The organism is Bacteroidota bacterium (assembly GCA_038746285.1).
GTDB lineage: Bacteria > Bacteroidota > Rhodothermia > Rhodothermales > JANQRZ01 > JANQRZ01.
Window position 1 is genome coordinate 1 of the sequence record JBCDKT010000078.1, and the last position, 13,756, is coordinate 13,756.

Consider the following 13,756-nt stretch of genomic DNA (forward strand, 5'->3'; position numbering starts at 1 on the left):
GAATCCACGCCACGATGGCACCGCGTGCCGACGCTGCATGGATTCCCGATCTGGGTCGGGAATGACTCGGTTTCGGGGCTTGTGACATCAGAACGGCGTTTCTGCGCTGTCTGAGGAGGTCAAGTTGCTAACAGGCTCTAGGCGTAGCAGAGGCACAACCGGGGGCCGTCTGGCAGCGCGTGCTGCTGCGGCCTCCGGTGCGTCGTGGCACGTTCGGGGTGCGCCTGCGGCGCAATCGGTCCTATGTGCTTGCGCGTATAGCGTTGGTGTGTTACGTTAGGACATAACACTGTTCATCCGACCCTTCCCGCCATGCCCTGTTCTGCTACGCTTCGCTCTGCTGCCCTCGCCCTGCTCTGCTGCCTCGTCGCCGTGCCCTCGCAGGCGCAGGGCCCCCTGCTGACCCTGGAGTACCCGGGGACCGGCGGCCCGGAGTTTGGCGGCAAGGTCGCCGGCGTGCCCGACACAGACGGCGATGGAGTCGGTGACCTCCTCATCGGGACGGCGAGGGGCAACGACGCCTACCTCTTCAGCGGGGCCGACGGCTCCCTCCTCTTCGAACTGACCTCTCCAAATGGAGGATTTACGAGTTTCGGACAGGCCGTGGCTGGCCTTAGCGATGTCAACGGCGACGGGCGCGGCGACCTCCTCATCGGAGCGTACAGGGAAAACCGGGCGTACGTCTTCAGCGGAGCCGACGGCTCCCTTCTCCTTGAGTTGGTCTCGCCGAACGAGGAGGAAGAAGGCCAGTTCGGTGTCTCGGTAGCGGCGGTGCCGGACGCCAGCGGTGACGGGGTAGAGGACTTACTCGTCGGGGCGGAGCGGGAAGGGGATAGTATCTTCTCCGAAGGCAACGTCTACCTCTTCAGCGGGGCCGACGGCGCGCTCCTCCTCGAAATCCCCTCGCCGGGTCAGATGGGCAATACGTTCTTCGGGCGCTCGCTCAAGAGCATCCCCGATACGAACGGCGATGGACGCGGCGACATCCTGGTCGGGTACTCCCGCAGAGTGCAGCTGTATTCAGGAGCGGACGGCTCGCTCCTCCGGGAGTTTGCCGAGCCAACCCCGCGAGGTTTCGCGGGCGTGCCGGACGTGGACGGCGACGGGCGCGGCGACGTGCTAATCAGCACCAGGGATGATGACGATGCCTTTCTCTTCTCCGGCGCTGACGGGTCTGAACTGCTCCGCATCGCCCCCCCGTTCGCGCTGGAGGGCAAGTCGTTTAGCCGCGTTGCGGGTACCCCGGACATCGACGGGGATGGGGCGGGCGACCTGCTCATAACAGGCGGCACCGAGGTCTACCTGTTCTCGGGGGCCGACGGCACGCTGCTGCGCGACCTGCGCTCGCCGAATCCGGAAGAAGAGGGAGGATCGTTCGGCAGGTCCCTAGCACCGGTCTCAAGCGGAAATGGTCAAGTGGACCTGCTCGTGGGGGCTTCCAACGCGAACAATGGCCGCGGCCGGGCCTACCTCTTCCGGGGCGAGGCGCTCGCTACGCCGCTGCTCGCCCGGTCCCCTGACGAACTCGGCTTCGGTGAGGTGCTCCTCGGCGAGGAGGCCGAGGCGCAGACCGTAGTGGTGGAGAGTGTGGGCAACACGGCGGTGACGGTGACGGGCATCCGTCTTCAGGGGGACGGCGATGGTTTCCGCATCGTCTCGGACCTCACGCCGCCCCTCACCCTCGAGCCGGGAGACAATACTTCGTTCGAGGTCGTGTTCGACCCCGTAGCGCTGGGCCTGGCTGAGGCCACGCTCGTCATCGAAGCCGGAGCCGCGTCGCGGAACGTCGCCCTCGAAGGGCAGGGCGTTGGGAGCTCCGCTGTGTTCCTCGTCACGAAGGCGGAAGACACCGACGACGGGGCGTGCGACGCCGACTGCTCGCTCCGCGAAGCCATCGCTGCGGCCAACGCTCTGGGCAGTGCCGCGTCCGACACGGTCCGCTTCGACCCGGCGCTCGCGGGGCAGACGATCGCCTTCGCCCCAGGCAACGGCGCGCTCACCATCACCGAGGAGCTTGTCATCGACGGCGATGGGCTCGGCATCACCGTGGACGCAAAGAGGCGCGACCGCGTCTTTTTCGTGGACCGTACCAGCGACCCCATAGAAGCAGCGTTCGTAGGCCTGACGGTCACGGGCGGCTTCACCTCAGGCGAGGGGGGCGGGATAGGCGGTGACGGGTCTGCAACGATTCTGCGCTGCGCGGTCATAGGCAACGAATCCAAGGGAGATGGTGGCGGGGTCTCCCTGGAGGGCGGTGCAGCGGTCACCGCGAGCACGATCAGCGGCAACGTGTCGGGCGAGGACGGAGGCGGGATCGTCGGCGCCTACAGTCTGAGTCACACCACGATCAGCGGGAACCGGGCCGCCAATCGGGGCGGCGGTCTCATGCTCTCTGACGAGGCGTTTTTCGCCTCCGTTACGGTCACGCGCAATGATGCCGGCGTCCGCGGAGGAGGCTTTTATTCGCCCTCCGCGTTCAACACAGGGTTTTTCAGAAGCACTATCCTCGGCAACACCGCCGGTGGTGACCCGCAAGCGTCCTCGGCTGATTGCGGTGGGTCGATTTTCGGCTTTGACGCGGGGTCGAACTTCTCGCTGTTCGGCTCGGGGACCACCGAAGACGGAGACTGCAGCTTCGGGTCTTCTATCACCGTTGTCTCTCCTGACGAGGCGTTCACGCGCGTGTTCGATCCGCTGCTCGCCGACAACGGTGGGCCGACGCAAACCCATCTCCTGCTTGCGCCCGGCGACGACCCTGCGCGCAACCCCGCCGTGGACCTCGACGGTCTTCTCACCAACTGCGACGCAGACCAGCGCGGTTTCCCGGCACCTTTCGACGGCGACGGCGACGGCAATGCTGCCTGTGACCTCGGCGCGGTCGAACTGAACGCGGCAGATCTCAACCCTGCCGTGACGCTCACGCTCGCACCCGCCGACAGCGCGGTCGTCATCCCCGCCTCCGGCGGCCCGGTGACCTTCACCGCGACCCTCACCAACACGAGTGCCGCGAGCGTCACCACGCAGGCGTGGGCCGCCGCCGTGCTGCCGGACAACGGCCTCCGGCTCCCGGTCTTCGGGCCGGTGACGGTGACGCTCGCGCCGGGGCAGACGCTCTCGCGGACGCTGGTGCAGACCGTGCCGGGTGCAGCGCCGGCCGGGCGCTACGCTTATGCCGGGTACGTCGGCGACTTCGCCGGGCTCGCGGTGACCGACCGCGACACGTTCGGCGGTCAGAAGACGGCGAACAGTATTTCTGCCTCGGGCACTGCGGCGGGCTCGGACGTGTGGACGGTGCGCGATGCCGCGACGGGCTTGCTCGTCGAGGCGGGCGACGTGTGGCAGGGCGAGGGCGGCGTGGCCGCTGCCTCGTCGTCAGTGCTGCCGACGGCGTTCGGTCTGTCGGCGGCCTACCCGAACCCGTTCCGGCAGCAGACCGAGGTCGCGCTCGCCGTGCCGGTGGCGAGCGAAGTGCGGGTGTCGGTCTTCGACGTGCTCGGGCGCCGCGTGGCGGTGCTGCTCGCGGGCGAGGTCGAGGCGGGCGAGCACCGGGTGGCATTCGACGGGGCGGGGTTGCCGAGCGGGGTGTACGTCGTGCGCGCCGAGGCGGCGGGCTTGGCCGAGGCGCAGCGCGTGACGCTCGTACGCTAGGCGTAGCGGAAGTACAGCCGGGGGCCGTCTGGCAGCGCGTGCTGCTGCGGCCCCCGGTGCGTCGTGGCACGTTCGGGGTACGCCTGGGGCGCAATCGGTCCTATGTGCTTGCGCGCATGGCGTTGGAGTGTTACGTTAGGACATAACACTGTTCATCCGACTCTTCCCGCCATGCCCTGTTCTGCTACGCTTCGCCCTGCTGCCCTCGCCCTGCTGTGCTGCCTCCTCGCCGTACCCTCGCAGGCACAGACAGTACTCCAGACGCTAGAGTCGCCTGTCACTAGCAAGAGCGAGTTCGGGACCGCTGTGGCAAGCGTGCCGGACACCGACGGAGACGGAGCCGATGACCTCCTTGTAGGTGCCTTCAGTGCCGTGCCAGCAGTGGGGCTAAGCAGGCCAGGGCGCGCATACCTCTACAGCGGGACTACTGGCGCGTTTCTTCTCGAACTCATCTCGCCCAACGAGCAGACTTCGGGCAGATTCGGCATTTCCGTGGCAGGCCTCTCGGATGTCAACGCGGACGGGCACGGAGACCTGCTTGTTGGTGCGCCTAGAGAAGAGGGCCTGACGGGAAGAGCCTACGTGTTCAGCGGGTCCGACGGCGCTCTGATCTACGAACTAGTGTCTCCTACGGGCGGAGCAGAACAGTTTGGCGGGTCGGTGGCAGAGGTGCCGGACGCCGACGGCGACGGAATCAGCGAGTTGCTGGTCGGTGCAGTAGGTCCTTTCGACGGGAGTGGACGGGCCTATCTTTTCAGCGGAGCCACGGGCGCGCTTCTCTACTTCCTAGACCCACCCGAGCCGCTCAGCTCTTCCGAGCTCTTCGCCAACTCCGTCTCGGGCGTGCCCGACACGGACGGGGACGGGCGCGGCGATCTCCTCGTGAGCTTGACCGGTAATACTGGCCGGCAGGCTTACCTATTCTCAGGGATCGACGGGGCGCTCCTGTACGCAGTCGAGGACCCTGAACCTGCGCCCACAGCCCCGTTTGATTCGGTAGACGGCATACCGGACATAGACGGGGACGGGCGCGGCGACCTGATCATTGGGTCTGGCGGTGACACGGCCTTCGATACGGAAGTCAAGCTGTACTCGGGGGCGGACGGTAGCCTACTCTACACGCTGACCTCGCCGTTCGAAGCGCGCGACGGCTTCGGCACGTCGGTGGCTGGGGTGCCGGACGTAGACGGAGACGGGGCCACCGATATCCTCGTGAGCGCTCCGTTTTCTCGGCTGGAGGGAATCGAGGAAGCAGGGGGCGCTTTTCTGTTCTCCGGGGCCGACGGAAGTCTGCTCGGCGTACTGCGCTCGCCGAACCCGGAGCGGGGAGGGTCCTTCAGTGGGACTCGGCGCGATGAGCAGGCTGTGGCCGGCGTCCGCGACATCGACGGGGACGGGCGCGGCGACCTGCTCATCGGAGCGCCCGGGGAGAGCGTGAGCGGGCGAGCCTACCTCCTCCGAGGCGTCCCGCTGCAGCTACCGGCGCTGTCGGTCTCGCCTACCTCTATCGACTTCAGCAACGTTCCGGTCGGGAGCAGCGAAACACGAACGGTGCTGCTCCGGAGCACAGGCAGTGCAGACCTGACAATCACCTCGCTGCCAGTCAGCGGAGACGCGGACGTGTTTGACGTGACGGCCCCTCAGCTTCCGCTCACGCTGCCGCCCGGTGCGAGCGACTCGCTCACCGTGACCTTCACGCCCTCGGTAACGCAGCCGTTCGAAGGAACGCTCTCCGTGGAGAGCAACACGTTCACCCGGACCGTAGCGCTTGAGGGGACGGGCTTCGCAGGCCTGACGGTCACCAAGAGCGCCGACACCGACGACGGCGTGTGCGACGCCGACTGCTCGCTGCGCGAGGCTATCGCAGTTGCCAACGCGGACGCGGCCGGTGCCCGGATCGCTTTCGCTCCCTCGCTGGCAGGACAGACGATCGCCTTCGCCCCGGGCCACGGCGCACTCCTCATCACCGAAGACCTCGTCATTGACGGCACGGGCCTCGGCATCACGGTCGACGCGCAGCGGCGAGACCGCGTTTTCCTCATCGAAGACGAGTTCCCCTACGCCACGGTCGAGCTAATCGGGCTGACGATCACGGGGGGCTACACCACAGGAAATGGCGGCGGGATACTGAGTCCTTTTGCGGCAGACCTTTTCATTACGCGCTGCACAATTACGGGCAATGAAGCGGGGGGAGACGGGGGCGGGGCGAGGATGGGCGGCCGCGTCGACGAGAGCATCGTCAGCGACAATGTGGCCGGCGGTGACGGCGGGGGCCTCGATATCGTCGCCAGCGGAGGTCCGGTGGCTGTCATGCAGAGCACGATCACGAACAACACCGCTGGCGAGAACGGCGGTGGACTTTCCAGCGATGGGGAGGTGAGACGCAACACGATTAGCGGCAACCGGGCCGGGAACCGAGGAGGAGGACTCCGGGGGGGAGATACCTTCGCCTTCTTCAACACCGTCGTGGGCAACGAGGCAGGCTCCAGCGGCGGCGGCGTCTCGGTCAACGGCGAGCAGGTGAGCGTCTCCTCCAACGTCGTCGTCGGTAACACGTCAGACGGACATTCCTCGGACTGCTCGATCCTCTTCGACTTCGGTGGTGTGGGCAACAACCTCTCGGTAACCGGGTGCGGCGGGGAGCGTGTCGAGCCTGAAGAGGTGTTCACGCTGGTCGTGGACCCGCTGCTGGCCGACAACGGCGGGCCAACGCCGACGCACTTACTCCTCGCGCCCGGCAATGACCCGGCGCTCAACCCGGCAGTAGATATCCGCCTCTGCTTTTCTGGGGACCAGCGCGGATTCTCTCCCTTCGACAGCGACGGCGACGGCGAGGCCGAGTGTGACCTCGGCGCGGTCGAACTGAACGCGGCAGATCTCAACCCTGCCGTGACGCTCACGCTCGCACCCGCCGACAGCGCGGTCGTCATCCCCGCCCCGGGCGGCCCGGTCCCCTTCACCGCGACCCTCACCAACACGAGTGCCGCGAGCGTCACCACGCAGGCGTGGGCCGCCGCCGTGCTGCCGACGGGCAGCCTCCGGCTCCCGGTCTTCGGGCCGGTGACGGTGACGCTCGCGCCGGGGCAGACGCTGACGCGGACACTCGTGCAGACTGTGCCCGGCGCGGCACCTGCGGGCAACTACACCTACGCGGGCTACGTCGGCGACTTCGCCGGGCTGGCGGTGACGGACCGCGACACGTTCGGCGGTCAGAAGGCGGCGGGCCGCACCGCCATGTCGGGCGATGGCGAGTGGACGGTGCGCGATGCCGCGACGGGCAAGCCGGTCGAGGCAGGCGACGTGTGGCAGGGCGTGGGCGGCGTAGCTGCGTCCTCGTCAGCGATGCCGACGGCGTTCGGTCTCTCGGCGGCCTACCCGAACCCGTTCCGGCAGCAGACCGAGGTCGCGCTCGACGTGCCGGTGGCGGGCGAGGTGCGGGTGTCGGTCTTCGACGTGCTCGGGCGGCAGGTGGCGGTGCTGCTCGCAGGCGAGGTCGAGGCCGGGACGCACACAGTCCGGTTCGATGCAGGCTCACTGCCGAGCGGGGTGTACCTCGTGCGCGCCGAGGCGGCGGGCTTGGCCGAGGCGCAGCGCGTGACGCTCGTACGCTAAGGGGCTTCCGGCCAGAGGGTCGTGGCGCGGGTCGCGGCGTCCTTCCGGCCGGCGCTCCGGCCGATCACGCGGCGCAGCAGCGCGTTCCAGTTGGCGAAGTCGGTCGAGTAGCTGATGCCGGCCCCGTAGGCCCCGTAGGACGCCACGTCCAGGCCGCTGCCGAGCAGCACGTCCTCCTCCCGCCGGTAGAAAACCTCCAGCGAGACCGACGGCGTGAGGCGGACCGCCACCGCCACCTCGCCCTGGAACGCGCCCGTGTCCCGCTGGTCCGAGAGGCGCTGGTAGATGCCTTCGCCCCGGATGACGAGGCGCTCGTCGAGGAGCCGGAGCGCGACGCCGTAGGTGAGGTCGAAGTCCAGGTCGTCCGCGTCGCTGCCGTCCCGCACGCCCTGCTGGACGCCGAAGCGCACGTCGAGGTTGTCCGCGCCGAGGGCGTCGTTGATGAACTGGCTCAGGCGCGACGAGACGAGCTGGGAGAGGGAGGTGAAGAAGAGCTCGTCGGCCGCCCCGGCGATGGACTCGGTGCTCTCGGTGGGGGCGAGGAGGAACGAGTTGGTGAGGAGCACGCTCGTGGCGTACTCCGCCTGGCGGTCGCTCTCGTTGAGCTGGCGGCGCAGCCCCTCGGCCCCGGCCGTGGTGCGGTTGCTCTCGTCGAGCGCGATCGAGAGGTCGACGAGCGGGCTCGTCACCCGGCCCGTCACGCCGAGCGTGATGATGAGCGGGACGCGCTGGTTGGTGTCCACGTCCGGCAGGTCGAGGCCGGCCAGCGACGCCCGCGTGCGGTAGGTCGCCGGCAGGTCGAGCCGGGCGTCGATGGGGTCGCCGTCCCAGCGCAGCGTGCCGCCCTCGGCGAGCCCGAACCGGCGGGTGAACACGTCGCCGGCAGTGAAGAGGTAGTCGCCGCGTGCCACGTCGAACGTCCCGAAGGTCTGAAACTCGCCCTCGCGGATGGCGAGCTGGAGCCGCGCGCTCCCGACCGCCGTGATCACGTCGCCGATCGCCGGGTCGAAGACGAGGTGGACCGTCGAGCCGGGCGGGGCGACGACGCCGAGGTTCATCTCCAACCCGTCGAGGAAGGCCCGCTCGCCCTCGGGCCGCCGCGAAAGCACGCTCCGGCGCGCCTCGAACTCCGGCACATTCCCGAGCGAGTCGGCGAAGACGAGGAAGCCCGCGTCGGCGGCGGGACCGCTGGCCGTGACCGGGATAAACATCTCGCTGTCCGGCGTCGTCTGCGCGTCCGTCGAGCGGAGGAAGACGTTGTCGATCGGCCCCGTGACCGTCGCCGAGCCGGTGGCCCGGATGTACCCGTAGAACGGCAGGTCGTCCGACTGCGGCACGTCGATGATCTCCATCTCGGCGAGATCGGCCGCGAGGTCAAGCGAGAAGAACCGGTAGTCGTTGAAGAGGATGTCGCCGCGCACGAGGCCCTGCCCGCCGGACTTGTCGCTGATCTGGGCGCTGCGGATGTGGAAGCCCTCGCGGTCCACAGTCAAGCGGCCCTCGGCCGCCAGGCGGAGCCCGAAGTCGGGGATCCGAAACGCGCCCTCGCGCACCTGCAGGTCGGCGTCGAAGTAGGGCACCCGCGGAGTGCCGGTGATCCGCCCGGGGCCGGCCGCGTAGCCGCTCGCGTCGGCGACGATGGTCGGGAAGAGCCAGTCGAAGATGAACAGGTCGAGCCGGTCGATGTCGAGCGCGAGGTCGAGCGCACCGGGGTCGCGGGTGCCATCGGCGGCGGTGCCGGGGAAGCGGACCGTCCCCGTCGCGCTGAGGTCGTTGAGGAGCGAGGCCGGGTCGCCCCCCGCCTGCGCGGGGGCAGGCTCGGGCCGGAGGCGAAGGTCGACGGCGACGCCGTCCGTTCCGGGCGCGTACCGGCTCTCGAGGTCCACGTACCCGACGCGCCGCCCGGCAAACGAGAACCGCTCGACCGTCGTCCGCCCGATCACGGCCGGCCGGCGGAGCACGCGCGCCACCGCGAGCTCCGCGTCGAGCCGCCCACCGAACCGGAGCCTCGGGCCGAGGACCGACGAGATCTCGCCGAGGTCGAGCGCGGTCGCGTCGACGTAGAGGCTGTCCGCGTCGAGCGTGGAGAGCGTGCCGCCGAGGGCGAGGCGGGGCGGCGTCCCCGCGCGCTGGACGCGCTCGAAGGCGAGCCCACTCAGCCGGATCGCGTCGGTGTAGAGATCCACCGTCCCGGTCCCGACGTTCGCCCACTGCTGCCCGTCGGTGACGACCTCCACGCGGCGCAGGGTCACCCGGTTGACCTCGGGCCGGAGGTCGAGGCCGGCGTCGAGGGCGAGGTGTCCGCCCTCGCGGAACCGGGCGCTCTGCGCCTGGAGCGATCCCGTGCTGCCGTCCAGACGGACCGATGCCGCCGCGTCGGTGAGCGGCCCGATGGCGACGAGCAGCGTGCCCGCTTCCAGGTCGAGGTCGAGCGTGCTGCGCCCGAGGAGCGTCTCGCCGTAGGTGCTGCGGAGCGAGAGCGCCCCGGCGAAGTCCCGGCCGACGAGGCCCGGCACGCGGACCGAGTCGCCCCGCACGGTCGCGGTGAGCGCAAGGGACTCAGGCGCGAGCGTCGACTGCACGTCGAGCGCGGTGCCGGGCGCGAAGGCGGGGAAGCCCGGCAGGAGGTCTTGCAGCGCGTCGGGGCGGCGCACCTCTAGCTCCAGCGCGAGGTCCTGGGCGGCCGCCGCCACTGGGTCGGGGACCGGCACGGCGGCGTGGTGCAGGCTGTCCGCGGACGGGCGAAGGTATTTGTCCTGCTCGGCCTGGACCGTCCGCGCGACGGCCTCGCCCCACTGCGTGGCGAGCGCGACGACTGCGCCGACGTCCACCCCTCCGCCCACGCGGACCGCAGCGAGGTCGCTGTCGAGGTCGAACCGGACGGGCGACCCCGCCGGGCGAACGCGGAGCGCCGCCTCGTGCGCGGCGATGGGCCGAGGCTCGCCCGTAAGCGTGAGCGTGGACGGAGCAAAGGCGACGAGGAGGTCGCCGCTGAAGTCGTCGGGCGTGCTCCCCTGGCCGGTCAGCGTGGCGTCGGCGGTGAGGCGCGTAGCCGGCGCGCTGCCTGCGAGACGGCTGAGGTCGAGGTCGCGCGTGCTGAGGTCGAGGTCGAACGCCGGCACCTCGCCCGAGAAGTCTGCCGTGCCGCCGAGGCGGAGCGCGCCGCCGAGGGCGAGGTCGGCGGTGCCGGAGAACCGCAGGCCGTCGGCGCTCAGGTCCGCCGCGAGCGTGTCCAGCGTCCGGCCCGCGAAGCGCGAGGCCGAGAGTGCGAGCCGGAGGTCGGCGGCGAAGGTCTCGGCCCGTGTGCCGCGCCCGTCGAGCGCGATGCGCCCGGAGAGGTCCCCGTCGAAGGCGTCGCCGAGCAGCACGCCGGGGTTCACGTTCGCTGCGTCCGTGTCGAGCGCGTAGGTGAGTGGTCCACCCGCGCCCTGTCCGAGGCGGAGCGTCCCGTCGGCGCGCCCCGCATCGGTGGTCGCCGCGAACGTGGACCGGACATCGAACCGTCCGTCGCGGACGCTGCCGCTGGCGCCGAGCCGCACGCGGGCGGTGCCGAGTCCGCGCAGGTCGGGAAGCGCGAGCGACGGCCAGACCGCTTCGACATCGCCCTGCCGGAGCGTGGAGGAGGCGAGCGCTGCGTCGAACGTGACGGTCTCGGGTAGGCCGCGCACCGTGCCCTCGGCGCGCAGCGCCGTCTCGCCGCGTGCAAGCGTGATCTTCTGCACCGTGAGGTCGTCGAGCGGACCACTGGCACGAGCCGAGACGTCTACGGCATCGGCGAGCGGAAGCGCCGGGACGAACCGCGCCAGCTCGGCCCCGCTGACCTGGCTCGGCGCGAGGTCCAGCTCGATGCGCGGCGGCGTATCCTCGCCTTTCATAAGTCCGAACGACCCCTCGATGCGGCTCGCGGTCGTCTCCAGCATCACACCGCTGAGGGCGAGGTCGCCGCCGGTCAGGTCGAGGATGCCTTCGAGGCGGCGCACGTCGAGTTGCTGCTCCGGCAGCTGCGCCGCGAGGCTGTGCAGGCGCAGCCGGCGCGCCCGCTCGGTCCAGTCGAACTCGGCACTCAGGGTCAGGTCGCGGACGGTGGCGTCGGTGTAGTCGAAGAGCGTCCCGCGCTGGACAGCGGCCGGGGCCTCGCCCTCGCGCCGCGTCGTGAGCGCAGCATCGACGAGCACCACGTCCGGCGTGCGGATGTCGAGCGGGCGGCTCGGCCCGGTGCGCACGGCGCGCGGCGCGAAGGCATCGGCGATGTTCCACCGCCCCGAGGCGCTGCGGACGAGGTCGATCCGAGGCCGGAAGAGGGTAGCTTCTTCCAGGACGAGCCGCCGCTGGAGCAGCCCGAGCCACGTCGGCTGCAGGGCGATGGAGTCAGCGGCGATCACGACGCGGCCCTGGTCGTCGCGGAGGCGGAGGTCGGTCGCGTAGAGGGCGTAGACCAGGTTGCCAGTCAGCTTCCCGATCTCCAGGCTCCCCTCGAACTGCTGCCCGAACGCCCGCTCGATCTGACCTCGCAGCCCGTCGCGCCCGACCTCGGTCCGCGTCAGCCCAAAGAACACCAGCACGAGCACAGCGGCGAGGACCGCCGCCGCCTGCGCCAGGCGGACCAGGAAACGGACGAGGAGGAAGAACACGGTTCAGAGGGCAGAGGGCAGAGGGCAGAGGGCAGAGGGCAGAGGGCAGAGGGCAGAGGGCAGAGGGCAGAGGGCAGAGGGCAGAGGGCAGAGGGCAGAGGGCAGAGGGCAGAAAAAGATGCACAAATTACCGAGAACCGGCGTACTCGGCACGGACACCCGTAGGGGCGTAGCGCTGCTACGCCCTGGTCAGGACTGGCACGATGCCTTGCCGGGACCCGGTACGGTCCCGTCGAAACAGCCCGAGGGTAGAGGAAGTGCCCGATGCTGCTTCGCCCCTGCCATCTTGCCGGAATCTTACGATGCCTTCGCTGCCTCCCAAGCCGCCGCCACGGCCTCCGGCGTCACGTCCGCCGCGAGGCGCGCTTGCCCAATCTTGCCCAACACGACGAACCGCAACCGCCCGGCGCGCCGCTTCTTGTCCGTCGCCATCGCATCGGTCAAGGCCTCGGTCGGAATCTGCGCGAGGCCCGGTGGAACCGGGAGCCGGGATACGAGCGCGTCGGCTTGGTCGAACGACGCTTCGGGGGCGAGGGCGCGCGAGAGGTGCAGCGCGGCCCGCATCCCGAGCGCGACGGCCTCGCCGTGCGTGAACGTCCCGTAGCCCGCCGCGCGCTCGATGGCGTGGGCGAACGTGTGGCCGAAGTTGAGGAGCGCCCGCCGTCCCGCCTCGCGCTCGTCCTCGGCCACGATGACCGCTTTGATCGCCGCTGTCCGCCGGACGAGAGGCGCGACGACCGACGGCTCGCGGGCCAGTACCTCGTCCCACCGCGCACCGAGCCAGCCCACGAAGTCTGCGTCGGCGATGAGGGCCGATTTGACGACCTCGGCCAGCCCGCTCGCGTAGTCGCGCGCGGAGAGCGTCTGGAGCGTCGCCGGGTCGGCCACGACGAGGCGAGGCTGCCAGATGGCCCCGATCAGGTTCTTGCCGGCCGCGTGGTTGATGCCGGTCTTGCCGCCGACGGCGCTGTCGGCCTGCGCAATGAGCGTCGTCGGAAGCTGGACGAGCGGGAGGCCGCGCAGCAGCGTCGCCGCTGCGAACCCCGCGAGGTCGCCCACGACCCCGCCGCCGAGGGCCAGCACCGGCGTCGCCCGGTCGATGCCGAGGCCGAGCGCCCAGCCGTAGAGCGCTTCCAGCCGCTCGGCCGACTTGCTCGCTTCGCCCGGCGGGAGGACGTGCGCGCGGACCGTCCAGCCGCCGCTCCCGAGTGCGTCGCGCAGCGAATCGAGGTAGAGCGCCGCGACCGTCTCGTCGGTCACGACGAGGCAGCGACCCGCACGAAGCCCAACCTCACCGAGCAGCACCGGCGTGTCGGCGAGAGGGCGGAGGTGGACCGCGTAGGCGCGGCCGTCGCCGAGCGGGACTGAGACCGGGGACAAAGCAGCCATGCCGCAAGCTACCGACAACGGCCGAACGCAGCGACGCCCCCGAAGCGGTGCTCCGAGGGCGTCGCAGGCTCAGCGCATCGAGCCGAGCGGTACGGCGTCACGCGCGGCGTCACGCGCCATCAGTTGACGACGGTGAGCCGGCCCGTCTGCACGGACTCGCCCACCTGCAGCCGGTAGACGTACGTGCCCGTGGCCAAGCCCCGCGCGTCGAACGTCGCCGCGTGCGGCCCCGCCTCCTGCCGGCCCTCGGCCAGCAGCGCCACCTGGCGCCCGAGCACGTCGTAGACGGCGAGCCGGACCTCGGCGGTCTCGGCGAGCGCGTAGCGGATCGTGGTCTCGCTGCGCAGCGGGTTCGGGAAGGCTGCGAGCTCAGCCGTCCGGGCAGCGGCACCGAGGGCGTCTTCGGCGTCCCACGCCTGGGCCTCGGCCAGCGACCAGGTGGTTGCGGAGCCTGCCGGGCGGGCGCTGCCGGTGAC

General features: G+C 70.3%; 5 protein-coding genes. 2 read left to right on the forward strand and 3 right to left on the reverse strand.

The window, feature by feature from the left end:
* The first annotated feature begins 312 nt into the window (after positions 1-312).
* Together AAGI91_16595 and AAGI91_16600 are read left to right on the forward strand one after the other, a co-directional pair.
* The gene (locus AAGI91_16595; protein ID MEM1044228.1) at positions 313-3,648 is read left to right on the forward strand and encodes a choice-of-anchor D domain-containing protein; all 3,336 of its coding nucleotides are present in this window, start codon (positions 313-315) and stop codon (positions 3,646-3,648) included.
* 171 nt (positions 3,649-3,819) lie between these two features.
* Positions 3,820-7,260, forward strand: a complete 3,441-nt coding sequence (locus tag AAGI91_16600) for a choice-of-anchor D domain-containing protein (protein ID MEM1044229.1) — start codon at positions 3,820-3,822, stop codon at positions 7,258-7,260.
* Here AAGI91_16600 and AAGI91_16605 read toward each other — a convergent pair.
* The 3 genes from AAGI91_16605 to AAGI91_16615 form a co-directional block, all read right to left on the reverse strand.
* Positions 7,257-11,891 carry a translocation/assembly module TamB domain-containing protein gene (locus AAGI91_16605; GenBank protein ID MEM1044230.1) on the reverse strand — a complete coding sequence of 1,545 codons (4,635 nt, stop codon included), beginning with the start codon at positions 11,889-11,891 and terminating at the stop codon, positions 7,257-7,259. The genes AAGI91_16600 and AAGI91_16605 overlap by 4 nt on opposite strands.
* Before the next feature lie 297 nt (positions 11,892-12,188).
* Positions 12,189-13,280, reverse strand: a complete 1,092-nt coding sequence (gene aroB, locus AAGI91_16610; protein ID MEM1044231.1) for a 3-dehydroquinate synthase — start codon at positions 13,278-13,280, stop codon at positions 12,189-12,191.
* A 119-nt stretch (positions 13,281-13,399) separates the two neighbouring features.
* Positions 13,400-13,756, reverse strand: a 357-nt coding sequence (locus AAGI91_16615) for a T9SS type A sorting domain-containing protein (protein MEM1044232.1), incomplete at its 5' end; no start/stop codon positions are given.